The organism is Methylobacterium sp. Ger2507 (assembly GCF_055231875.1).
Genome location: NZ_JBUYVC010000001.1, coordinates 3,308,710 through 3,330,000, shown reverse-complemented (window position 1 = coordinate 3,330,000; position 21,291 = coordinate 3,308,710). Strand labels below are relative to the sequence as shown.

Below are 21,291 nucleotides of genomic sequence, written 5' to 3'. Positions count from 1 at the left end.
GGGATCCAAGTGCACCCAGGGCGGGGACATCTCTGCGGACGGCACTCTCATGACAGCAAGCGGATACGCGGCCCAAACGTTCCCCGACCTCCTCCCCCCGACCTCCTCCCCGATGACCGGCCCGCCAACCCGTATGGGCTGCCGCCGCGGAGTGAACCGGTGCCTCCGGCCTGTGGTTGTCGTCGGAAACCTGGGTTGTGGAAAGCGGATGAGACGGCATCGTGACACCCCGCGCCCGACCGTGCTGTCAGGTCGGCGCCGCTCCTGATGGTGCAACTGTTCGCGCCCGGGGCCGACGCGCTCCTGCGCCTCGCGGTCCTGTCCGGGGCGGCCCTGCTCGCCGGGGGCGCCGTCGTGGTCGCGGGGATCGCGCGCTCGGACTACGTCACCGGCGTCGGGATCGCACCGGCCCAGCCGGTGCCCTTCAGCCACAAGCACCATGCGGGGGAACTCGGCATCGATTGCCGCTACTGCCACACCACCGTGGAGACCCAGGCCAGCGCCGGGCTGCCGCCGACCCAGACCTGCATGACCTGCCACTCGCAGATCTGGACCGGGTCGGACATGCTCAAGCCCGTGCGCGACAGCTTTTCCAGCGGTGAGCCGATGCGCTGGACGCGGCTGAACAAGCTTCCGCAATACGTCTACTACAACCACGCGGTGCACGTGACCAAGGGGATTGGCTGCTCCACCTGCCACGGGGATGTCACGACCATGCAGATGACCTTCCGTGCCAACGCGTTCGAGATGCGCTTCTGCCTCGATTGCCACCGGGCGCCGGACCGATACGTGCGCCCACCCGATCAGGTCTGGAACATGAACTGGAGTCCGCCCGCCGATCAGGCCACGCGGGGGCCGGAACTCGTGGCGAAAAACCACATTCACGGCGGCGACCGGCTCACCGAATGCGGGATCTGTCACCGCTGATGGCCGAAGCCCACGACCTCGCGCATCTGCGCCGCCGCCTCGCGTCCGGGGATGGACCCGCCTTCTGGCGCAGCCTCGACGCGGTCGCGGAGACCCGCGCCTTTCAGGCCTATCTCCGATCCGAGTTTCCGGGTGCGCTGGCTCTCGCGCAGGGACCGGAACGGCGCGGCTTCCTCAAGCTGATGGCGGCCTCCTTCGCGCTTGCCGGCCTCTCGGCCTGCGATGCCTTCGACGGTCGCGGCCGCGAGGTGCCCTACGTGGTGCAGCCCGAGCGCATCGTGGCGAGCGCTCCCCTCGCCTACGCCTCCTCGGCGCTGTTCGACGGCTTTGCCAACGGCATCCTGGTCACCACCCGCAACGGCCGGCCCCTGAAGGTCGAGGGCAATCCCGAGCATCCCTGGAGCCGGGGCGGCACCGACGTTCTGGCCCAGGCCTCGGTGCTCGGGCTCTACGATCCGTTCCGCAGCCAAGCGGTCCAGCATCTCGGCCGCCCCTCCGCGTGGTCGGCCTTTCGCGGGGCGCTGCTGCCGCGCCTGACGACCCTGCGCGAGACCGGGGGCGCCGGCTTCCACCTCCTCACCGGTCCGGTCACGTCGCCGTCGCTGGCCGCCGGGATCGCGCGGCTGCGCGCGGCCTATCCGGGCTTGCGCTGGCACGTCGCCGAGACGGTGCCGCGCACGGGCCTCTACGAGGGCGCGCGGCAGGCCTATGGCCGGCCCCTCGAGACGCAGATCCGATTCGACCGGGCCCGTACCCTGGTTGCCCTCGATGGCGACTTCCTGGATGTCGGGCCGGGGCAGGTCGGCCTGTCCCGACGCTGGATCGAGGCGCGCCGGGCGGCGCAGGCCGCGGGCGGTCTCCTCACCCTCCACGCGGCCGCCTCCACGCCGGGCCTGACCAGCAGCAAGGCCGACCACACCCTCGCGGCCGAGCCCGACGACCTCGTGCGCCTCGCGCACAACCTGCTTCGTCTGGCGGAGGGCGGCCGGCCGGAGGTCCCGGATGGACCGATGGCGGCCTGGATCGCACGAACTGGCGCGGCCCTGCTGGCCGATCGCGGACGCAGCGTCGTCACCGCGGGCCTCGGCCAGCCGGCGGAGGTCCATGCCCTCGTGCACCGGATCAACGGGACGCTGGGAAACACCGGCGTCACGGTGCTGCACACCGCACCGGTTCCGGTCCAGGGCGCCGAGAGCCTGTCGGACCTCGTCGATGCGATGGCACGGGGGAGCGTCGGCACCCTGCTGATGCTCGGGGTCAATCCCGCCTATGCCGCGTCGGGCGATCTCGCCTTCGCCGAACGGCTGTCGCGGGTGCCGTTCAAGATTCATGCGGCCGCCTATTTCGACGAGACCGCGGCCCATGCCGACTGGCACCTGCCCCTGGCCCACCCGCTGGAAAGCTGGGGCGATGCGCGTTCCCTCGACGGCACGGTGGGGCTGATCCAGCCGACCGTGGCACCGCTCTATGGCGGCCGTTCGGCCCACGAAATCCTGACCCTTTTCCAGGCCGAGGCGCCGGCAAACGAAGCGTCCGCGCCTCAGGCGCCCAGAACACAAGGGCCCGGAACACAAGGGCCCGCAAACGAAGCGTCCGTGAACGAGGGAGCGCCACAGGGGCGCGTCCTGCTGGAGCGCCAGTGGCGCGGCCCGGACGAGGGCGACGCCGCCTTCGCGGCGCGCTTCAGCGAGGCCCTGCGCCTCGGCTTCCTGCCCGATTCCGCGCTGGCGGTGGAAGCCGTCACCCTCTCCGGCGGTGTCGTGCCGGCGCCGAGCACGGATTCGGGGGACAGGATCGACCTCGTCTTCCGCCCCGATCCCTGCGTCTGGGATGGAGCGGAGGCCGATCTCGGCTGGCTCCAGGAACTGCCGAAACCGCTCACCAAGGTGGTGTGGGAGAACGTGGTCGCGCTGAGCCCGACGCTCGCCGAACGCCTCCGTCTCACCACTGGCGACATCGTCGCGGTGGAGGCGAACGGTCGGCGCCTGGAGGGGGCCGCCTGGATCCTGCCGGGGCAGGCCGAGCGCACGGTGACGCTGACCCTCGGCTATGGTCGGCGGGTGCCGGACCATCTCGCCCACGGGCTGGGCTACGATGCCAACGCGCTCCGGTCGAGCGCCACGCCCTACGGGCTCTCCGGCGTGACCCTGACCCGGACCGGCCGCCATGCGAAGCCGGTGACGACCCAGGACCTCGGCACGATGCAGGGGCACGACTTCGTGCGCGTGCAGGCGGTGGGGGCGCCGAGCGTCGGCGATCCACCGGGCGCGGCCGTGCCGTCCTTCTACCCCGAGGCGCCGTCGGCGGGGCGGGGCGAGGCATCGGCGGGCGGCAAGAGCGCCCGGGCCTGGGGCATGGTGATCGACCTCGACGCCTGCATCGGCTGCAATGCCTGCCTCACCGCCTGCCAGTCCGAGAACAACATCCCGGTGGTGGGGCGCGAGGAGGTGGCGCGTGGGCGTTGGATGAACTGGCTTCGGGTCGACCGCTACTACGCGGGCGGGCTCGACGCGCCGAAGACCCATTTCCAGCCCGTGCCCTGCATGCATTGCGAGCAGGCGCCCTGCGAGCTCGGCTGCCCGGTGGAGGCGACGGTGCACGACAGCGAGGGCCTGAATCTGCAGGTCTACAACCGCTGCATCGGCACCCGCACCTGCCAGAGCTACTGCCCCTACAAGGTCCGGCGCTTCAACTTCCTCGATTATACCGGCGGGGCGGCGCCGGTGGAGCAGCAGCAGCGCAATCCGGAGGTCACCGTGCGGGCGCGCGGCGTGATGGAGAAATGCACCTACTGCCTCCAGCGCATCGCCGGCGCGCGCATCGATTCGGCCAAGGACGCGCATGCGCCGATCCCCGACGGGGTGGTGGAGACTGCCTGCCAGGGCGCCTGCCCGACCCGGGCCATCGTGTTCGGCGATCTCGCGGACGATGCGAGCCGGGTCGCCGCGGCACGCCGGGACCCGCGCAACTACGCCCTGCTCGGCGATCTCAACACCCGCCCCCGCACCACCTACCTCGCCAGCCTGGCGCCGGGGGCGCCCGATGCCGAGCCGGGTCGGGAGGGCTGAGCGGCATGGCCGACGCGGTCCTCGGTCCCGAGACCTCGACCCGCTCCGGCGCCGGGATCGCGCGCGCGATCGCGGTGCGGGCCCTGCACAATCCGCCGGGACGGCGCTGGTGGATCGCCTTCGCGGCGGCGTCCGGCCTGCTCGCCCTGTTCTTCGGGGTGATCCTCGTCCTGCTCTTCACCGGCGTCGGGATCTGGAACAACAACAATGCCGTGGTGTGGGCGCTGGACATCGCCTCCTACGATTGGTGGATCGGCATCGCCTGCGGCAGCGTCGTGGTCGCCGGAACCCTGCGCCTCACCGATGCGCCCTGGCGCGGCGCGATCAGCCGGATCGCGGAGGCGAATGCGCTTCTCTGCACCCTCGCGGCCGGGCTCTACCCGATCATCCATCTCGGGCGCCCGTGGTTCTTCTACTGGAACCTGCCCTATCCCAACACGCTGGGGCTGTGGCCGCAATTCCGCTCGCCCCTGGTCTGGGACGCCGTCGACATCGTCAGCTTCCTCGTGGTGACGGTGAGCCTCTGGTATCTCGGCCTGTTGCCCGATCTCGCGACCCTGCGCGACCGGGCCTATGCCGAGGCCGAGATCAAGTCCCGGCGCGCCGGGCGTCCGCGCCGCTGGCCGAGGTTGAAGGCCCAGGCCTATGGCATCGCGGCGGCGGGCTGGCGCGGCTCCGCCTCGCACTGGCAGCTCTGGGGGCAGGCCTACCGCATCGTCGCGCTGCTCGGCCTGCTCCTCGTGGTCGCGCTCCAGACCGGGGCTTCCGTGATGTTCGCCGGCTCCGTCCTTCCCGGCTGGCACGACACGATCCTGCCCGTCACCGAGTTGGTGAACGCGGTGTTCTCCGGCGTGGCCGTCATCGCCGCCCTGGCGGTGCTGATCCGCGCCGTCTACGGCCTCGAAGATCTGATCACCGAGCGGCACGTCGAGCGTCTCGCCCGGCTTCTCCTCGGCCTCGGCCTCGCCAGCCTGTACTGCCACGGGGCCGAGTTCCTGTCCGGCTTCCTGCACGGCGACGCCTTCGAGCGGGCGACCCTGGTGCGGCGGCTCACCGGGGCGCAGGCCTGGGCGTTCTGGACCGTGCTGACCTGCGCGCTGCTCCCCGTCCACCTGTTCTGGTGGGCGCGCTTCCGGCGCTCGGGCCCGACGCTGGCCCTAGTGGGCGGCCTCGTGGCGATCGGAGCCTATGCGGACCACGTCATGGTGCTGGTGGTGACCCTCTCGCACGATTTCCTGCCCTCCTCCGCCCTCGCGTATCGGGTCGGGCTGTGGGGCGTGGCGACGTTTGCCGGCTCGGTGGGTCTGTTCCTCGTGCTGCTGCTCCTGGTCCTGCGCGCGCTGCCGGTAATCTCGATCGCCGACCTGCGCGCAGCTGCGCCGGCCGAGCCGCGCGCCCCGGCCGGACCCGTGCCCGCCGACCGGCCGGTCGGCGCCGAGACGCCGCTTTGGGGCGTCAGTGCCGAGTTCGACACCGAGGCGGACATGGCCCGTGCCATGCGCGCTTTGGCCCGCCCCCATCCCCATCACGGCACGACGGTGCGCCTCGATGCCTTCGGCCCCGTGCCGATGCCGGATGCCCTGGACGGGCTCGCGCGCCGGAACCGCTCGATCCTCCCCTATGCCCTGGGCGCGTCGCTGGCCGGCGGCGCGGCCTTCTACGGGATGTGCGTCTACGCGACCGCCTACGGCTACGTCTTCGATGTCGGCGGGCGGCCGCGCTTCTCCTGGCCCTCGTTCGTGGTGCCGAGCCTGTCCTTCGGCGTGATGTGCGGGACGCTGGCCGTGCACGCGGTCTTCCTGTTCGTGAACCGCCTGCCGCGTCTCAACCACCCGGCCTTCAACATCCCGGAATTCGGGCGGGCGTCGCAGGACCGCTACTTCCTGGCCGCCGAGGCCCGTAGCACCGACTTCGACGCGGCGCGCATCGAGCGCCGACTCGTGAGCCTTCCCGAGGGAGGCGGACGTCCCCTCGCCATCCGGCGGGTGCCGCGATGAGGCGCTGGCTCGACCCTAGTCTCCCCCTCGTCCTGTCCGTGAGCCTGTCCCTGACCTTGGCCGGCTGCGGCGAGGCGAACATGCGCGATCAGGCCAAGGCCAACACCTGGGACGCCAACCGCTTTTTCCCGCAGGGCATGACCATGCGCGAACCCGTGGCCGGGACCGTGCCCCGCACCGATCCGGCCCGTTTCGTGCCGCGCCCGGCCGTCATCGACGCGGCCCTTCTGGCGCGGGGCCGGGAGCGCTACGGCATCGCCTGCACGCCCTGTCACGGTCGCAGCGGCGACGGTCGGGGCATGATCGTGGCGCGCGGCTTTCCCGCCGCGCCGTCCTTCGCCGACGCGCGCCTGCGGGGCGCCAGCGCCGACGCGCTCTACAGGGCGATCATCCAGGGGCACGGTGCGATGTTCGGCATGGGCGCGCAGGTGGCCCCGGCCGACCGCTGGGCCATCGTCGCCTATATCCGCGCCCTGCAGTTGAGCCAGGGCGCGGCGGTGGCGGATCTGCCGGAGTTGGACCGGACCCGGCTCGCGGAGACCGCCCGATGAGCGCCGGCCGCTCGCTCGCCGCACTCCTGGCCGGCCTTGCCGCCCTCGGCCTCGCCGTCCGTCTCGGCGATTGGCAGGCGTCCTATCTCGCCGCGTGGCTCGGCCTCCTGGCCCTGCCGCTGGGCGCCCTCCCCCTGGTGGCGGGCCTCGATGCGCTCGCGCCCCGAGGATTCCTGTCCCTGCGCCCGTCTCTGCGGCGCTGCCTCGGGCTGATGCCGGTGGCGGCCCTCCTCGCCCTCCCCCTCGTCGGGGTGGTGCCGGCGCTCTATCCCTTCGCCGGCGGAACCCCCGCCGCCACCCCACTCGCCGAAATCTGGCTGACCACCCCGTTCTTCGCCGCGCGGATCGTCGCCGCCCTCGCCCTCTGGGTCTGGCTCTGTCTCCGGGTCGCCGCCGGCCGCGGACCGGTCGCCCTGGTGCTCGGCCTGCACGCCGTGCTGGCGACCCTCGTGAGCTTCGACCTCGTCACCGCCCTCGACCCCCGCCTCGGCTCCAGCCTGATCGGCCTCCTCATGATGGTGGCCTGGAGCGGTGCGGCCCTTGCCGCGGCGCTTCTGGTTCTACCGCCCGGCAAGCGCCCCGAGGCCGGGCTGCTGCCGCTCGCCCTGTTGCTGGCGGCCTGGGTCTTCCTGCACTTCGTGCAGTTCTTCGTCGTCTGGTCCGCCAACCTGCCCGCGGAGGTGTCCTGGTACCTGGCGCGCGGCGGCCTCCTGGGGCGCGCCCTCAGCGTCGCGGGCGGAGCCGTCGCGGTGTTCGCCGCCCTCTTGACCTTGCGGCCGGGGCCGTGGACGACCCGACTCCTGGCGGGGCTCGCCCTCGTGGTCCATGGCGCCGAGATGGCCTGGCTCGTCACCCCGGCTTCGCGCGGGGCCTTCGTGGTCACGGGGCAGGATGGCCTCGCCGGATTCGCCGTCGCCTGCCTCGCCCTCGGCCTCGCTTCCCATCCCGCTCTGCGCCACCCCGCTCGCCTCGCCCCGGAGAGACCCGCATGAGCGCGCCGAACGACACCCGCCGCTCGAGCCTCGGCCTCCTCCCGGCGATCCTGGCCGGCCTGATCCTGCGTCGCACCGGCGCCGTCCCGACCCGCGCCGCCGAGGCTTCAGGCTCCGAACCTCCGGCGCAGGACTGGGATCACGAGCACGGCGACGCCGCGGCCGGCAAGACCGCCTGGGTGATGCTCGGCCTCGCCGGCGCCGTGCTCGCCACCATCGGCGCGGTCCTGCTTCTCGACCACGTCGTCCTTGGCCACCAGCGCCGCGCCCTGCCCCCGCTCACCCCCCAGCAGATCGTGGCGATCCGGCCGCCGCCCCCGAACCTGCAGCCCGATCCCTATGCGGATATCGACGCGAAGGAGGCGGACGAAGCCGGCCGCCTGTCCGGCTACGCCTATCTCGACGCGTCCCGCACCCGTGCCCGCATCCCGATCGACCGGGCCATGGCGCTGATGGCCGGCCGGCCCTTCGACCCGGAACCCCCGCAGGTCCCGGCGCCATGAAGACCCAATCCGCCCTCGCGCTCTGGCCCCCGGCCGCCTCGGCCACGGCGGTCGAGACCGACCACATCATCCTCGGCTTCACGGTGCTGACCCTGCTCCTCACGGTGCCGGTCTTCCTCGCCATCACGTATTTCGCCCTGCGCTACCGGGCCGGCGAGCAGGTCGACCGCAGCACCGACGAGCGCCGCAGTTTCCTGATCGAGATCAGCTGGATGCTGATCCCCTACGGGCTGACGCTGATCTTCTTCGGCTGGGGCGCCAAGCTCTTCATCGAGTCCCGCCATCCGCCGCCGGGGGCCATGGTGGTGGAGGCGGTGGGCCGCCAATGGATGTGGAAGTTCCAGCATCCGACCGGCCAGTCCGAGATCAACGACCTGCACCTGCCGATCGACCAGCCGGTCCGCATCCGCATCACCAGCCAGGACGTGATCCACGCCCTCTACCTGCCGGCCCTGCGCCTGCAGATCGCCGCCCTGCCCGACCGGACGACGGAGATCTGGTTCAAGGCGGACCGCACCGGGACCTATCGGCTCTACTGCTCGGAATATTGCGGCACCGACCACTCGGTCATGGACGGCAACCTGACCCTGATGACCCAGGCCGAGTACCAGCACTGGCTCACCCATGCGGGCGCGCAGCAATCGAACGTGGCAGCGGGCCGCGTCCTGTACGAGTCCTATGGCTGCGCCGGCTGCCACGACGGCGCGGTCGCGGGTGTGAAGGCGCCGTCCCTCGCCGGCCTCTACGGCCGCCCGGTCCACCTCGCCGATGGCCGCACCCTCACGGCGGATGAGGACTACATCCGGGCCAAGATCCTCAACCCCAACGCCAACCGGCTCGCCGGCGGCGGCAAGCAGGTGATGCCGAGCTTTCGCGGGGTGATCCCGGCCGACGACCTCGACCGTCTCGTCGGCTACCTCAGATCCTATGATCGCGTCGCCGAAGGCATGCCCCAGGAAATGTCTCGAGGAACCCCCCGATGAGCAGCGCCGGAACCCTGCACGGCGACGCCGCCGCGCGCGATCCCCACATCCCGGCGCCGACCCTGGACCGGCCGGAGGATTATCTCCACGCCGAATCGACCCTGCGCTCGTGGTTCTTCACCACCGACCACAAGCGCATCGCGCTCCTGTATCTGGCCAGCATCACCGCCTTCTTCGTCATCGGCGCGGTGGCGGCCGGCTTCGTGCGCCTCGCCCTCGTCGTGCCGAACGGCGCGATCATGACCAACGACACCTACAATAAGGCCTTCACCATCCACGGGGTGGTGATGGTGTGGTTCTTCCTCATTCCGTCGATCCCGAACACCTTCGGCAACTTCCTGATCCCGCCGATGATCGGGGCCAAGGACCTCGCCTTCCCGCGGCTCAACCTGGCGAGCTGGTACGTCTTCATGGCCGGCGCCCTGTTCACCCTGGTCTCGGTGGTGCTGGGCGGGGTCGATACCGGCTGGACCTTCTACGCGCCGCTCTCCACCGCCTTCTCGAACACCTGGGTGCTGCCCGCGCTCATCGGCGTCACCATCGTGGGGTTCTCCTCGATCCTGACGGGGCTCAACTTCGTCGTCACCATCCACACCATGCGGGCGCCCGGCATGACCTGGTTCCGCCTGCCGATCTTCGTCTGGACCCACTACGCCACCAGCCTGATCTTCCTGTTGGCGACCCCCGTCATCACCATCGCGCTGATCCTGCTCATCGCCGAGCGGGCCTTCCACGTGGGTGTGTTCGACCCGGCCTATGGCGGTGACCCGGTGCTGTTCCAGCACCTGTTCTGGTTCTATTCGCACCCGGCGGTCTACATCATGGTCCTGCCCGGGATGGGGGTCATCTCCGAGATCGTGCCGGCCTTCGCCCAGAAGAAGCTCTTCGGCTACCGCTTCGTCGCCTACGCGGCGATCGGGCTCGCCTCCGTGACGTTCTTCGTCTGGGGCCACCACATGTTCGTCAACGGGCAGAGCGACCTCGCCTCGCTGGCCTTCTCGGCCCTGTCCTTCGCGGTGGCGGTGCCCTCGGCGGTCAAGGTCTACAACTGGACCGCCACCATCCACAAAGGCCGCCTGCGCCTCGACACCCCAATGCTGTACGCCATGGGCTATATCGGCCTGTTCGTGCTCGGCGGGTTGACGGGGCTCTACCTCGCGACGCTGGCCATCAACCAGCACGTCCATGCCACCTACTTCGTGGTGGCGCATTTCCACTACATCATGGTCGGCGGCACGGTGCTGGCTTTCCTCGGCGGGCTGCACTTCTGGTGGCCGAAGATCACCGGGCGGATGTACAGCGAGCCCTGGGGCCGGATCTCGGCGCTGTTCATCTTCCTCGGCTTCAACGTCACCTTCTTCCCGCAATTCATCCTCGGCTATCTCGGCATGCCGCGGCGCTACGCGACCTACCCGCCGGAATTCCAGCTCCTCAACGTGCTGTCCTCGGCGGGCTCGACCATCCTGGCGGCGGGCTACCTCTTCCCGATGGTCTACCTCGTCTATGCCCTGTGGTTCGGGCGCAGGGCACCCGGCAATCCCTGGGACGCCAAGGGGCTCGAATGGGAGACGACCTCCCCGCCCCCGCCGCACAACTTTTCGCAGCCGCCGCAGGTGCCGGAGGTGCCCTACGACTACCCGATCCAGGCGCAGGAGACCGGGAGGCAGCACACATGAGCGCTGATTCCATCGGTGCCGACCCGGTCGGCGTGACGCGTGCCGAGCACTTCGCCACGGTGGCTCAGCAGCGTCATGCCGCCACCCTCGGCATGTGGGCCTGGCTGCTCACCGAACTCCTGCTCTTCTCGGGCCTGTTCCTCACGGCGCTGATCCTGCGCCTGCTCCATCCCGAGGCCGTGCAGGCGGCGGCCGGACACCTCAAGTTCTGGATCGGGGCGGTCAACACGGTGGTGCTGCTCTGTTCCAGCCTGACCATGTCGGCCGCGATCGAACTCTCGCGTCTCGGCTGGCAGCGGCTGATGGTCGGCTGCCTCCTCGCCACCGCCAGCCTCGGCCTGCTGTTCCTGGTTCTGAAGGGCTACGAGTATGTCGCCGATTACGAGGAGCACATGATGCCCTTCCTGGCCCGCCGGCCCTATGCGCTGGCCGAACAGCCGGCGACGCGGCTCTTCGTCAATCTCTATTACGTGGCGACCGCACTGCACGCGGTCCATCTCGTCACCGGCATCGCCATCCTGCTCGGACTCACCTGGAAGGCCTCGCGTCCCGGATTCCTGCTGCGGCACCAGAACTGGATCGAGGTCTACGGCCTGTACTGGCACTTCATCGACCTGATCTGGATCATCGCCTTCCCGGTGCTCTACGTGGTCAACCGGTAGGAAGACGGCGATGCGCAACCCCTTTCACGCTCTCGGTCACCAGGCTCTCGGTCCCCAGGATCGCGCCCTCCTGTGGAGCCGCCTGCGCAGGCCGGTCCGCACCTTCCTGGCGCTCCTGGCCCTGCTCGCCGTGAACGTGACGCTCGGGGCCACGCGGCCCTTCGCCCAGGCCTGGATCGTCGAACTCGCGGTGGTCGCCGTGATGGCGGCGATCATCATCCTGGTGTCGATGGAGGTCCGCCACGAGGCGCCCCTGGTCCGGCTCTTCGCCGGGGTCGGCTTCTTCTGGGCCGCGATCCTGTTCGGGATGACGCTGACCGATTACCTCGCGCGCTGAGGCGCGCCACCGGAGGAGATCGCGTCCCTATGACAAAGGCGGGGCTCGCGCCCCGCCTTTGTCAGCTCAGGTGTTGCGCGGCCCTCAATAGGCCGGGCCGCCCGAGGTGGTGCCGTAATTGGCGGTCGGCTTGTTGTTCTGCTCGGCGTTGCCGGCCTTGGCCGAGTCGTCGGCGCGGCGGCCGAGCGAGCCGGTGGTCACGTCATCGAAGGCGCCGACGACGCGGCTGCCGGGCGCGGCGGCGGCGGGGATGCCGGCCGGGGCGTTGTAGCTCTGCGCGAGGGCGGATGTGGCGGGGGCGCCGAGGGTCAGGACGAGGGCGACGGCGGCGGAAGCAAGACGGGTGTTCATAGATCTAGTATCCAGATGTACAGGTCCGGTCTCCGTCAAACGATCCTGGATCAAGCTCAGGATGTCCGGGGGCCGTTCTTCTTGGTACAGTCTCGATATAGGCCGGGCTTTTCGAGGACGGCGTGCGCTGCAGCACCCGTTGCATGTGCCAGGCGCATTTCTGCCTTCGGTCTTGCCGTTCTTCATGCGCCTGACGCATCACGCGTCGGAGTGGGCGTCCGAGTGAGCGTCGATGTAGTGGCGCAGGGCGCTGGCGGCATTGAGCATGTGAGCCCGCATGCGCCGGGCCGCCGCCTCGCCGTCGCCCTCCGCGATCGCCGCCAGGATCGCTCCGTGCTCCTCGCGCGAGCCGCGGATGCGGTCGCCGTAGCGCAGCTGCGTCCGGCGGAAGCCCGACAGGCGGGTGCGGAGCGCCAACGCCTGCTCCTTCAGGAAGCCGTTATGCGTCGCGCCGTAGAGCGCCTCGTGGAAGCTGCGGTTCAGGCTGTCGTAGGCGTCGACATCGCCGGCCGCCACCATGGCGCCGGAGAGCGCGTGCAGGTCCATCAGGTGGCTGCGCTCCAGCGGCGTCATCCGGTAGGTGGCGAGCCGCACGCACATCGCCTCGAACTCGGCGGTGGTCTCGAACATGTCCATGATCCGCCCGGGCGTCATGCGCGTGACCACGGCGCCCCGGCGGGGGCGCAGCTCGACCAGCCCGTTGAACGCCAGCTGCCGAAGCGCCTCTCGCACGGGGGTGCGCGAAGCGCCGAAGCGGTCGGCCAGATCCTGCTCGTCGAGGGCGGTGCCGGCAGCCAGACGACCGGCCGCGATCTCGTCGGTGAGCGCGTTGCGGATCTGGTCCGACAGGAGGCCGCGTTCCGTTCCGGGTTCGTCCATCGGGTCGCCTCGCGGAGGCCGGGCGGTGCCCGGCTGCGTATACGGAGGAGCCGCTATAGCACGTCAGATGACGTCACGGAGTCGTTTTCCCCTGGTTCGGGATATCGATGGCCGGAATTCGCGTTATCATGTATACGAAGCGGGTCAGAGTCCGGGAGCCGATCCGATGAGCCAGTGGCAGAAGGAGCGCGACATCCGCGAGGCGCGCCTGGAACGGGCGCGGCCGCACGCGGATGGCAAGGTCGTGCCGGCGTCCCGGGTCGTCGACCTCCTCGAGGCGATCCTCCAGCCGGGCGACCGGGTCTGCCTGGAGGGCGACAACCAGAAGCAGGCCGATTGCCTCGCCCGCGGCCTGTCCGCCTGCGATCCGGCCCGCGTCCACGACCTGCACATGGTGCAGTCCGGCATCGTGCTGCCCGAGCATCTCGATGTTTTCGAACAGGGGATCGCGAAGCGGCTCGACTATTCGTATTCCGGCCCCCAGGGCGCCCGCATCGCCAAGATGCTGTATGGCGGCCAGATCGAACTCGGGGCGGTGCACACCTACCTCGAACTGTTCGCGCGCTACTTCGTCGACCTCACGCCGAACGTGGCCCTGATCGCGGGCGTTTCGGCCGACCGGGACGGCAACCTCTATACCGGCCCCAACACCGAGGACACGCCCACCGTGGTGGAGGCGACCGCCTTCAAGAACGGCGTGGTGGTGGCGCAGGTGAACGACATCGTCGACCGGGTGCCGCGCGTCGACATCCCGGGTGATCGGGTCGACTTCGTGGTCGAGGCCGACACGCCGTTCTACGTCGAGCCGCTCTTCACCCGCGACCCGGCGGCGGTGACCGAGACGCAGATCCTGATGGCCATGATGGCGATCAAGGGCATCTATGCCGCGTACGGCATCCGCCGCCTCAACCACGGCATCGGCTTCGGCACGGCGGCCATCGAATTGCTGCTGCCCACCTACGGCGAACGCCTCGGCCTGAAGGGTCGGATCGCGACCCACTGGGCGCTCAACCCGCATCCGAGCCTGATCCCGGCCATCGAATCCGGCTGGGTGAAGCAGATCCACTGCTTCGGGTCCGAAGTGGGCATGGACAATTACATCCGCGCCCGGCCGGACGTGTTCTTCACCGGCTCCGACGGCTCCCTCCGGTCGAACCGCGCCTTCTGCCAGACGGCGGGGCTCTATGCCTGCGACCTCTTCATCGGCTCGACCCTGCAGATCGATCTCCAGGGCCATTCCTCTACCGTGACCACCAACCGGGTGGCGGGCTTCGGCGGTGCGCCGAACATGGGCTCGGACCCGCACGGCCGGCGCCATCCCTCCGATACCTGGATGAAGGCGGGCCGCGAGGCCGGCGGCACCGGTGATCCGGCCCTGCGGCGCGGACGCAAGCTCGTGGTGCAACTCGTCGAAACCTTCGGCGACAAGCTGGTGCCGGCCTTCGTGGAGCGTCTCGACGCCCTGGAACTGGCGAAAAAGCTCAACCTCGAACTCGCCCCCGTGATGGTCTACGCCGACGATGTCACCCACATCGTCACCGAGGAGGGCATCGCCAACCTGCTGCTGTGCCGGACCCTCGACGAGCGCGAGCAGGCGATCCGCGGGGTCGCCGGCTACACCGATGTGGGCCGGGGCCGCGATCACGCGATGGTCGAGGCGTTGCGCGCGCGAAAGATCATCCAGCGGCCGGAAGACCTCGGCATCGAGCCCCTCGACGCCGACCGCTCGCTGCTCGCGGCGCGCTCGATCAAGGACCTCGTGCACTGGTCGGGCGGGCTCTACGAGCCACCGGCCAAGTTCCGGAACTGGTGAGGAGGGTTCGCCGATGGAGAAACTGAGCTTCCGCCACGCCACCCGTACGGCGCTCCCCGGCACCCGGGCCAGCGCGATCACCGGGGTCGTCGCCTCCGGCAACCTCGAAGTGCTGCTGGAGCGCAATCTCGCGCCCGATGCCTGCCGCGTCGAGATCGACACCGCGATCGCCGGTTACGGGGCGGTCTGGGCCGCCGTGGTGGCGGATTTCGTGGCGCGCCGGCAGCCCGGCGGGCTCACCATCACCATCAACGACGGGGGCGCGCGCCCCGACACCGTGTCCCTGCGCCTCGCCCAGGGCGCGCGCCTGATGGAGATGCCGTGATGGATTTCAAACCCGTCTCTCTCTCCACCTCTCCGTTCGACCAGAGCTGGTACGAGGCCAGCGCCCGCGCCCGCCTCGCGGGTCTCCTCGACGCGGACACGTTCCAGGAATTCATCGGCCCCGAGCAGCGGATGATGAGCCCGCACCTGCCGCTGTTCGACCTGCCGCGCGCCTTCGACGACGGGATGATCGTCGGGCGCGGCCTGCTTGAAGAGCGACCCGTGCTGGTCGCCGCCCAGGAGGGCCGCTTCATGGGAGGCGCCTTCGGCGAGATCCACGGCGCCAAGCTCGTCGGCCTGCTGCGGGCGGCGCTGGCCGTGAAGCCGGCCGCCGTGCTGATCCTGTTCGACACCGGCGGCGTGCGCCTGCAGGAAGCCAATGCCGGCGAGACCGCCATCGCGGAGATCATGCGGGCGATCACGGAGGTCCGCACCGCCGGCATCCCGGTGATCGGGCTGATCGGCGGCCGGGCAGGCTGCTACGGAGGCGGCGGGCTCATCGCCGGCACCTGCGCGCGCCTCGTCATCTCCGAAGGCGGGCGCCTCAGCGTCTCCGGTCCCGAGGTGATCGAGACCAACCGGGGGGCGGAGGAATTCGATTCCCGCGACCGGGCGCTGGTGTGGCGCACCATGGGCGGCAAGCACCGGCGCCTCATCGGCGCCGCCGACGCCTTCGTCGACGACACCATCGGGGCGTTCCGCAAGGCCGCCCTGGCGGCGATCCCGGCAGCCCCCTCCTTCGACCTCGCCACGCTCGAAGCCGAGCAGGCCCGCCTGGAAGCCCGCCTCGACCGCTTCGGCGATGCCCGGGACGCCACCGAAATTTGGGGCCGCCTCGGCATCGCCGATCCCGCCGCCGTGCCGGGCCTGACCACCGAGGGCTTCGACGCCCTGCTCGCCCGCCTGCCGGAGGAGCCGCACCATGCCCGATAAGATGGCCCTCGAGGCGATCCTCGCCGCGCTCTTTCCCGCAGGCCACGCCGTCACGGTGTCGGACGGTCTGATCACCGGGGATGGTCCTCTCGGGGACGGCCGGATCGCCGTGGTCGGCATCGACGGGAACACGGCCCTCGGGATCGAGGGCGCCTGCCACGTGGCGTGGCGCGTCCTCGACGTGGTGCGGGGCGGCGGCGAGACGCCGATCCTCGTCCTGATCGATTCCGACAGCCAGCGCATGAGCCGGCGTGACGAACTGCTCGGCCTCAACGAGTACCTCGCCCATCTGGCCAAGGCGCTGCTGCTGGCCGACGCGCAAGGCCATCCGACCATCGGCCTGCTCTACGGCCACAGCGCGGCCGGCGCCTTCATCGCCACCGCGCTCGCCACCCGCGTGCTCGTGGCCCTGCCCGGCGCCCATCCGAGCGTGATGGATCTGCCCTCGGTGGCCCGCGTCACCAAGCTGCCCCTGGAGAAGCTGGAAGAGATGGCTCGCGCCACGCCGGTCTTCGCCCCCGGCCTCGACAACATGGTCCAGACCGGTGCCGTGCAGGCGGTTCTCGATCCCACACAGCCCCTCGGTCCCCAGGTCGCCGCGCTGATCGCGCAGGGGGCCGCAGCCGACATCCGCGACGTCCTCGGTCGAGAGCGAGGCGGCCGTCCGCTAGCCCACGACATTGCCGCCCGGGTGGTGCGCGAGGCGCAGGGTGCGTGATCCTGTATCGCCCCTGTCGCCCCTCGCGCGCCACGACCTTCTCACCGTGACGCCCGGCGCCTGGAGCCGAGTGCTGGCGGAACGGCCGGACCTCGCGGAGATTCCCCATCTCGCCGGCTGGGCGGAACGCGGCTGGCCCGTCATCGCCCGGCGCCGCGGGCCCGGCGAGGATGCCGGCCTCGTCGCCGCCGGCCTGCCGCTGCCGCCCGCCCTCGGCAAGCGCCGCATCGGCCTCGCCCTCGATCCGGGCTCCGTCACGCCCCGCCCAGGCCTGACCCTGACCGAGGCCGGCGGGGCCGCCCCCGCCGCCTGGCACCCGACCATCGCGGCCCTCGTCGCGCACGGGGCGGCCCATGGCTGCGTGCCGCGCGTGTTCGGCGGCCTGCTCTGGCAGGCGCTGACCGGCCTGCCCTATCTCTCGGACACCTCGGACCTCGACCTGCTCTGGCCCGACTCCCTCGATCGCGCCTTCCTCGACGGTCTGGCGCGCATCGCGGGACCGGCGCCGATGCGCCTCGACGGCGAGATCTGTCTACCGGACGGTTGCGCCGTGAACTGGCGCGAACTGCACGCGGCCGGACCCGACGAGGCGGTCCTCGTCAAGGGCCTGCTGCGCCTGGAGCTTCGGCCCGTCGCGACACTCCGCGCCGCCCTGTCCCCGGCAGCTTGAGCGATGCCGTCCGCCTCCGCACCTGCGATCCAGGGAGCTGCCATCCCGTCCGCGACGCCCGACCCGGCGCGACCCCGCGGCCTGTCGCGGCGGATCGCCCGCCTCGCCACCGCATGCCTGCACCGCGAGCTCGCCACCTATCCCAAGCCCGGTCTCGTCAGCCACGTGGACAGCGGCAGCCATTCCGACATGGACGCGGGCCGCTTCCGGGCGAGTGCCGATGCCCTGGAGCCCTTCTTCGCGGAGCTCGCCGAGGCCGGCGCGGCGGGGGCCGAGATGGCGCATCTGCGCCGGATCGGCCTCGCGGCGGAGGCGGCGATGCGGGCGGCCACCGGGGGCGTGAACACCCACCGGGGCGCCATTTTCGGCCTCGGCCTCCTCAGTGCCGCGGCCGGCGCCTCAGGGATGCGCCCGGCGGCCGGGAGCCTCGGCGCCCATGTCCGCGCGCGCCACGCGGACGCGATCCTCGACGGCCCCGAACTGCTGCACGCGCCGGGCGCGCGGGCGCGGCGCCGACACGGCGTCGGGGGCGCGCCGGCCGAGGCGGCGGCCGGGTTCCCGAGCCTCTACGGCACCGGGCTGCCGGCCCTGCGCCGGGCCCGCGCTCTTCGCCCCGATGCGCCCGAGGCCGCGCGGGTGGAGGCCTGCCTCGCCCTCGTCGCCTGCCTGGAGGACACCAACCTGCTGCATCGCGGCGGCCCCGAAGGGTATGCTTTCGCGCGGGCGGAAGCCGCCCGCTTCATCGCCGCGGGCGGTATCGCGCCGGACGACTGGTTTTCGCGGGCGGAGGCGCTGCACCGGGCCTTCGTCGCCCGCCGCCTCAGCCCCGGCGGGGCCGCCGACCTTCTCGCCATGACCCTGTTCGTCGACGCCTGGGAGCGACCATGATCGTCGCGCCGTCATGACCCTCGCGATCCTGCTGTCCGGCCAGGGCGGCCAGCATTCGGGAATGTTCGACCTCACCGCCGATCGGCCGGAGGCGCAAGGCATCTTCGCGGCGGCGACCCCGCTCCTCGGCCAGGACCCGCGCAACCTCGTGCGCACGGGCGCGGACCTCCACGCCAACCGCACCGGGCAGATCCTGTGCTGCGTCGCCGGTCTCGCCGCCTGGACCCTGGTGCAAGCCGCCCAAGCCTCGCAAGCCGCGAGACCCGCGCGCGTCGTGGTGGCCGGCTACAGCATCGGTGATCTCGCGGCCTTCGGCTGCGCCGGCCTGTTCGCGCCCGAGACGGTGCTGGACCTCGCCGCCGCCCGCGCCGAGGCGATGGATGCGGTGGCGGGTCCGGATTCCGGCCGCGGCATTCCTTACGGCCTCGCGGGCCTGCGCGGCCTGCCCGCCGAGCGGTGTTTCGCGATGGCGGGGGAGCATGGGTGCCACCCGGCGATCCGCAACGCCGTCGACAGCGTGGTGGTGGGCGGTCCCGTCGAGGCCCTCGACAGGCTCTGCGCGGCCGCGCTCGCAGCCGGCGCCGCGCGGGCGGTGCGCCTGCCCGTCCATATCCCCTCCCACACGCCGCTCCTGGCCGAGGCCTCGGCCCGCTTCGCCGAACGGCTGGCCGAAGCGCCCCTGGCGACGCCCCCGCGTCCGGCCCCGCGCCTCCTCAGCGGCCTCGACGGGGCGGCGGTGTTCCGGCCGGAGGTGGGCTTGGCCAAGCTCGCCGCGCAGCTCTCGCAGACCCTGGACTGGGCCGCCTGCCTGGAGAGCATCGGCGAGTTCGGCGCGGACCACGTTCTCGAGCTCGGTCCCGGCCACGCCCTCGCCACCATGGCCCGGGCGGCCCTGCCCGACGCGCGGGTTCATGCATTGGAGGATTTTCGGAGGTCCGCCGGTGTGATTCAATGGATCGAGGACGGGGCCTGAACCCCGACGGAGTGAAACGCACACGATGCAGTATCGCAATCTCGGCCGTTCGGGCCTCAAGGTCTCGCCGCTCTGTCTCGGCACCATGATGTTCGGCGGCCCCACCGACGAGGCCACCGCCGGCCGCATCATCGACAGCGCCCGGAGCGCCGGGATCAACTTTCTCGACACGGCGGACGTCTACAACGAGGGCCGCTCCGAGGAGGTGGTGGGCCGGGCGATCGCCCGGGACCGCGAGGCCTGGGTGCTGGCCACCAAGGTCGCCAACCCGATGGGGCCGGGCGTCAACGACCGGGGCCTGTCCCGCGCCCACGTGCTGCGCGCCGCCGAGGCCAGCCTCCGGCGGCTCGGCACCGACGTCATCGACATCTACTACCTCCACAAGGAGGACCACACGACGCCGTTGGCTGAGACCATCGGCGCCATCGCGCAGCTCGTGCGCCAGGGCAAGATCCGCTACTTCGGCGTCTCGAACTACCGGGCTTGGCGCGTCGCCGAGATCTGCCGCCTGTGCGACGATCTCGGCATCGACCGTCCGGTGGTGAGCCAGCCCTACTACAACGCCCTGAACCGGATGCCGGAGACCGAGCACCTGCCGGCCTGCGCCCATTACGGCCTCGGCGTGGTGCCGTACTCGCCGCTCGCCCGCGGTGTGCTGACCGCGAAGTACGATCCCGATGCCCCGCCCCCCGAAGGCACCCGCGCGGGGCGCCAGGACACCCGCATGATGCAGACGGAGTGGCGCCCGGAATCCCTGGTGATCGCCCGCACGTTCCAGGCCCACGCGGCCGCGCGCGGGCTGACGGCGGGGCAGTTCGCGGTGAACTGGGTGCTAGCCAACCGCACCGTGACCTCGGTCATCGCCGGGCCGCGCACGGAGGCGCAGTGGGACGAGTATCTGGGCGCTCTCGGCTACACCTTCACGGACGAGGACGAGGCGCTGGTCGACGCCCACGTCGTCACCGGCCACCCCTCGACCCAGGGCTACAACGATCCGGCCTATCCGATCGAGGGGCGCGTACGGGGGTAAAACGCCATTGTGCGGGGGAGGGAGACGCGTTCAGCCTGCTTACCCCCGCGTCTCGGCCAGGTGCAACTCCACCAGCGCGTCGAAGCTGGCGTCACCCTTGAAGCCCAGTTCCAGGGCGCGGCGGGTATCGAAGGCCTCCGGCCAGGTCTCCACGATCGCCTGGATGGCCGGATTCGGTTCACGCCGGATCAGCGCCACCGCCGGGTCACCACCCACGCGGCGCAGGGCCTCGATCTCGTCGGCCACCGTCGCCGAGATCCCCGGCATGGTCAGGCTGCGGCGCAGGCCGAGGGGACCAAGGTCGATGCGGGCGGCGTGCAGAAGGTATTCGGTGGCCGAGCGTGGACTGGCGAACCAGTGGCGCACGCTGTCGGGCACCGGCAGGATCGCCTCCTGGCCGGCCAGCGGCTCGCGGATGATCCCGGAGAAGAACCCGGAGGCCGCCTTGTTCGGCTTGCCCGGCCGTACGCAGATGGTGGGCAGGCGCAAGCCGATGCCGTCGAGGAAGCCGCGCCGGGTGTAATCGGCGAGCAGCAACTCGCCCATCGCCTTCTGGGTGCCGTAGGAGGTGGCCGGTGTCAGGATCATGTCGTCCGGGATCACGCCCGGAAGCGGCGGCCCGAACACCGCCAGCGATGAGGTGAAGACCACGCGGGGCCGGTAGCCCTCCGCCCCGTGGGCCTGCCGGATCGCGTCGAGAAGCAGGCGCGTGGCGTCGAGATTGACCCGGTAGCCCTTCTCCAGGTCGGCCTCCGCCTCGCCCGACACGATCGCCGCGAGGTGGAAGATCACGTCCGGCCGGCCCGCGATGGCGGCCTCCGCCGCGCCCGGGATCGCGAGGTCGGCGGCGGCCGTGGCGACAGGGCCGGTGAAGCCCGTCGGCGGCGTCGGCTCCACCACGTCCACCAGGGTGAGGGCGCGGGCATCGCCCTGCGCGGCGAGGGCGTCGGTGAGGCGTCGGCCGATCATGCCGGCGGCGCCGAGGATCAGAGCGTGCATGGGGCTTCCTTTCGGGC

At 71.2% G+C, this 21,291-nt stretch carries 21 protein-coding genes; 18 read left to right on the top strand and 3 right to left on the bottom strand.

Annotation, left to right across the window (positions count from 1 at the left end; translation table 11 throughout):
- Window positions 1-267 precede the first annotated feature (267 nt).
- From ACV7NL_RS15405 to ACV7NL_RS15360, 10 genes are read left to right on the top strand one after another with little or no spacing between them, the layout of a single operon-like run.
- Window positions 268-927, top strand: coding sequence for a cytochrome c3 family protein (locus ACV7NL_RS15405; RefSeq protein WP_463356131.1), 660 nt, complete (start codon window positions 268-270; stop codon window positions 925-927).
- Window positions 927-3,995, top strand: a complete 3,069-nt coding sequence (locus ACV7NL_RS15400) for a TAT-variant-translocated molybdopterin oxidoreductase (RefSeq protein WP_463356130.1) — start codon at window positions 927-929, stop codon at window positions 3,993-3,995. The genes ACV7NL_RS15405 and ACV7NL_RS15400 overlap by 1 nt, the downstream gene beginning before the upstream one ends.
- Before the next feature lie 5 nt (window positions 3,996-4,000).
- Window positions 4,001-5,992: a quinol:electron acceptor oxidoreductase subunit ActD gene (locus ACV7NL_RS15395; RefSeq protein ID WP_463356129.1), complete on the top strand. Its 1,992-nt coding sequence runs from the start codon at window positions 4,001-4,003 to the stop codon at window positions 5,990-5,992.
- Window positions 5,989-6,543 (top strand): c-type cytochrome, encoded by a 555-nt coding sequence (locus ACV7NL_RS15390; protein ID WP_056481070.1) that lies wholly within the window; start codon window positions 5,989-5,991, stop codon window positions 6,541-6,543. Before ACV7NL_RS15395 ends, ACV7NL_RS15390 begins: the two co-directional genes overlap by 4 nt.
- A complete protein-coding gene (locus ACV7NL_RS15385) occupies window positions 6,540-7,535 on the top strand; it encodes a hypothetical protein (protein ID WP_463356128.1) in 996 nt (331 codons plus the stop codon). The genes ACV7NL_RS15390 and ACV7NL_RS15385 overlap by 4 nt, the downstream gene beginning before the upstream one ends.
- The gene (locus tag ACV7NL_RS15380; protein ID WP_463356127.1) at window positions 7,532-8,038 is read left to right on the top strand and encodes a hypothetical protein; all 507 of its coding nucleotides are present in this window, start codon (window positions 7,532-7,534) and stop codon (window positions 8,036-8,038) included. Before ACV7NL_RS15385 ends, ACV7NL_RS15380 begins: the two co-directional genes overlap by 4 nt.
- The gene (coxB, locus tag ACV7NL_RS15375) at window positions 8,035-9,021 is read left to right on the top strand and encodes a cytochrome c oxidase subunit II (protein ID WP_463356126.1); all 987 of its coding nucleotides are present in this window, start codon (window positions 8,035-8,037) and stop codon (window positions 9,019-9,021) included. The genes ACV7NL_RS15380 and coxB overlap by 4 nt, the downstream gene beginning before the upstream one ends.
- A complete protein-coding gene (locus ACV7NL_RS15370) occupies window positions 9,018-10,697 on the top strand; it encodes a cytochrome c oxidase subunit I (protein WP_463356125.1) in 1,680 nt (559 codons plus the stop codon). The genes coxB and ACV7NL_RS15370 overlap by 4 nt, the downstream gene beginning before the upstream one ends.
- Window positions 10,694-11,359, top strand: coding sequence for a cytochrome c oxidase subunit 3 (locus ACV7NL_RS15365; protein WP_463356124.1), 666 nt, complete (start codon window positions 10,694-10,696; stop codon window positions 11,357-11,359). Before ACV7NL_RS15370 ends, ACV7NL_RS15365 begins: the two co-directional genes overlap by 4 nt.
- A 10-nt stretch (window positions 11,360-11,369) precedes the next feature.
- Window positions 11,370-11,696: a cytochrome C oxidase subunit IV family protein gene (locus tag ACV7NL_RS15360; protein ID WP_463356123.1), complete on the top strand. Its 327-nt coding sequence runs from the start codon at window positions 11,370-11,372 to the stop codon at window positions 11,694-11,696.
- An 84-nt stretch (window positions 11,697-11,780) separates the two neighbouring features.
- Here the strand turns inward: ACV7NL_RS15360 and ACV7NL_RS15355 are convergent, their stop codons facing one another.
- A complete protein-coding gene (locus tag ACV7NL_RS15355; RefSeq protein ID WP_056190679.1) occupies window positions 11,781-12,047 on the bottom strand; it encodes a hypothetical protein in 267 nt (88 codons plus the stop codon).
- Between the two features lie 198 nt (window positions 12,048-12,245).
- Complete coding sequence (locus ACV7NL_RS15350; RefSeq protein WP_463356122.1) at window positions 12,246-12,926, bottom strand: GntR family transcriptional regulator; 681 nt, start codon at window positions 12,924-12,926, stop codon at window positions 12,246-12,248.
- A 166-nt stretch (window positions 12,927-13,092) separates the two neighbouring features.
- On the opposite strand from ACV7NL_RS15350, the gene mdcA reads away from it, so the two are divergent.
- Genes mdcA through ACV7NL_RS15310 form a run of 8 tightly spaced genes read left to right on the top strand, consistent with a single transcriptional unit; the run spans window position 13,093 to window position 20,275 of the window.
- Window positions 13,093-14,739, top strand: a complete 1,647-nt coding sequence (mdcA, locus tag ACV7NL_RS15345) for a malonate decarboxylase subunit alpha (protein WP_463356121.1) — start codon at window positions 13,093-13,095, stop codon at window positions 14,737-14,739.
- Between the two features lie 13 nt (window positions 14,740-14,752).
- The gene (gene mdcC / locus ACV7NL_RS15340) at window positions 14,753-15,064 is read left to right on the top strand and encodes a malonate decarboxylase acyl carrier protein (RefSeq protein ID WP_056481057.1); all 312 of its coding nucleotides are present in this window, start codon (window positions 14,753-14,755) and stop codon (window positions 15,062-15,064) included.
- Window positions 15,064-15,996: a biotin-independent malonate decarboxylase subunit beta gene (locus ACV7NL_RS15335; protein WP_463356120.1), complete on the top strand. Its 933-nt coding sequence runs from the start codon at window positions 15,064-15,066 to the stop codon at window positions 15,994-15,996. Before mdcC ends, ACV7NL_RS15335 begins: the two co-directional genes overlap by 1 nt.
- Before the next feature lies 1 nt (window position 15,997).
- A complete protein-coding gene (gene mdcE / locus ACV7NL_RS15330; protein WP_463357138.1) occupies window positions 15,998-16,714 on the top strand; it encodes a biotin-independent malonate decarboxylase subunit gamma in 717 nt (238 codons plus the stop codon).
- Window positions 16,707-17,384, top strand: coding sequence for a malonate decarboxylase holo-[acyl-carrier-protein] synthase (gene mdcG, locus ACV7NL_RS15325; RefSeq protein ID WP_463356119.1), 678 nt, complete (start codon window positions 16,707-16,709; stop codon window positions 17,382-17,384). Before mdcE ends, mdcG begins: the two co-directional genes overlap by 8 nt.
- Window positions 17,385-17,387: 3 nt before the next feature.
- On the top strand, window positions 17,388-18,272 hold the full coding sequence (gene mdcB, locus ACV7NL_RS15320; RefSeq protein WP_082503728.1) for a triphosphoribosyl-dephospho-CoA synthase MdcB: 885 nt from the start codon (window positions 17,388-17,390) through the stop codon (window positions 18,270-18,272).
- Window positions 18,273-18,285: 13 nt separating this feature from the next.
- Entirely contained in the window at window positions 18,286-19,245 is a 960-nt protein-coding gene (locus ACV7NL_RS15315) for an acyltransferase domain-containing protein (protein ID WP_056481050.1), read from the top strand.
- 25 nt (window positions 19,246-19,270) lie between these two features.
- Window positions 19,271-20,275: an aldo/keto reductase gene (locus tag ACV7NL_RS15310; protein WP_463356118.1), complete on the top strand. Its 1,005-nt coding sequence runs from the start codon at window positions 19,271-19,273 to the stop codon at window positions 20,273-20,275.
- A gap of 39 nt (window positions 20,276-20,314) precedes the next feature.
- Here the strand turns inward: ACV7NL_RS15310 and denD are convergent, their stop codons facing one another.
- Window positions 20,315-21,274, bottom strand: coding sequence for a D-erythronate dehydrogenase (gene denD, locus ACV7NL_RS15305; RefSeq protein WP_056190660.1), 960 nt, complete (start codon window positions 21,272-21,274; stop codon window positions 20,315-20,317).
- Between the last annotated feature and the right edge of the window lie 17 nt (window positions 21,275-21,291).